Source organism: Eisenbergiella massiliensis, from assembly GCF_003435485.1.
The window spans coordinates 1-1877 of the sequence record NZ_QVLV01000051.1 but is presented as its reverse complement, the minus strand read 5'-3'; the positions used below and the strand labels follow the sequence as shown (position 1 = coordinate 1877).

Annotated in this window: 2 protein-coding genes; both read left to right on the top strand. The window is 44.0% G+C overall.

The window, feature by feature from the left end:
- Positions 1-134 precede the first annotated feature (134 nt).
- Entirely contained in the window at positions 135-1331 is a 1197-nt protein-coding gene (locus DXC51_RS29185; protein ID WP_021635111.1) for an IS256 family transposase, read from the top strand.
- A 172-nt stretch (positions 1332-1503) separates the two neighbouring features.
- Complete coding sequence (locus DXC51_RS29180) at positions 1504-1722, top strand: hypothetical protein (protein ID WP_025491738.1); 219 nt, start codon at positions 1504-1506, stop codon at positions 1720-1722.
- The last annotated feature ends 155 nt before the right edge of the window (positions 1723-1877 follow it).

Sequence of the window (1877 nt, the reverse complement as noted above, 5' to 3'; positions counted from 1 at the left end):
GGGTGTGTCAAATAAACTGTGTATCACGTGCAGATTATTCGACACACCTCTTTTTTGAATAGGTATCATTACTACTGACAATACTGCATGTAAGTGGAATAAATTGGTAAATAAATTTAGTGAGGTTAAGGGATATGACATCAGGATTTAATTATCAGGAGGAACTTTCCAAGTGCAGTACCATGGAGGATATCACAGGGCCAAACGGACTTGTCCAGCGAATGGTAAAGGATGCGATCGAACAGATCCTTCAAAGCGAGATCACAGATTATATCACAGATGAAAAAAGTAAGGGGAATACCCCGCAGCGGAATGGAACATCACCTAAAAAAGTAAAGACTTCTTACGGCAGCATTGACATTGATGTCCCAAGAGTCAGGGAAGGGGAATTCGAACCGGAAGTTATTAAAAAGAGGGCTGTGATCGAGGAGGGACTGGAAGCACAGATTATCTCTATGTATGCGAAGGGGATGACTGTTCGTGACATCGTTTCCCATGTCCAGGCACTTTACGGGATTGAATTATCCCCGGCCTCCGTGTCTAATATAACGGATAAAATCATGGAGGAAGCAAGGGAGTGGTACAGCCGGACCCTGGATGGTTTTTATCCGGTTGTATTTCTGGATGCTGTGCACTATAAAGTCCGTGAAGAAGGGCGGATCGTCACGAAGGCATCCTATGTCGCTCTGGGGATTAACGCGGAAGGCCGAAAAGACATCCTGGGGATCTGGATCGGTGAAAATGAAGGTGCCAAATTCTGGCTGAAGGTATGTAATGAACTGAAAAACCGTGGAGTGAAAGATATCCTGATCGCCTGTATCGATGGCTTGCAGGGATTTCCTGATGCGATCAAAACCGTATTTCCTGAAACAAGGATCCAGCTATGCATTATCCATCAAATACGGAACACCATGAAATATATAGCCTATAAGGATTCCAAGGCATTTATGAAGGATCTGAAACGGGTATACGGGGCCGAAAGTGAGGAGATCGCATTCATGAACCTGGAGGCGATGAAGGACAGCTGGAAGAAGTATCGTGCGGTCGTTGAGAACTGGCAGATGAAATGGGAAAACCTCTCCACCTATTTCAGCTATGGGCCACAGATACGCCGCCTCATCTATACAACGAATACCCTGGAGGGATTTAACCGGCAGCTGCGGAAAGTGACAAAAAATAAAGCCGTTTTTCCTAATGACGATGCACTAAGGAAAACGTTGTATCTGACAACGCGGGATATAACAGAAAAGTGGTCCATGCCCTATCGGGATTGGGGCGAGACTTACGGACAGTTTATCATCGAATTCGGCGACAGGGCAACCATCGCCTGAGAGAACGCGCGATCTTCCCGAGAGGCTTGTGCAGGGAGCCGTCCCATCCAATATTCTTTTGTTAACGTATAGTACCGCAGCTGCAGGCTTTGTTCAGGATCGTTATTGAATAAAGCCTGCAGCTACGGTAATAACTATCAATAAAAGGATGGTGTGAAAGGAGCGTGGGATTATGACACATGATGCAGCAACAGCATATGCATGTGTAGCATATCGAGTTATGGAGTATGATAGAGAGCCGTTGACGGAGGAACAGTTCGAGGTGATCCTTGAAATGTTATTTGGATTTTACAATGAAAGGGAGATCGAAAAGATCTATCAGCAAAATATCGTATTTGGTTCCAATGATGCCATAATAAATGAAGAAAAAATAAAGGGAAAACTAGAATAGTATTGCCGGAAAGCGGCAATACTATTCATATAAACAAACGTCGTATTTTGAAAAAAACTGTCATGCAAACATAGGTAAAACCAAACTGGGGAGTGTCGAAAAGGAAACCGGGTACATACCAATTTACTACAATACACAGTTATATAGACAGTCTC

Coding starts and splice junctions, on each gene's coding strand:
- DXC51_RS29185 (WP_021635111.1), top strand. CDS start 135: ATGACATCAGGATTTAATTATCAGGAGGAACTTTCCAAGTGCAGTACC.
- DXC51_RS29180 (WP_025491738.1), top strand. CDS start 1,504: ATGACACATGATGCAGCAACAGCATATGCATGTGTAGCATATCGAGTT.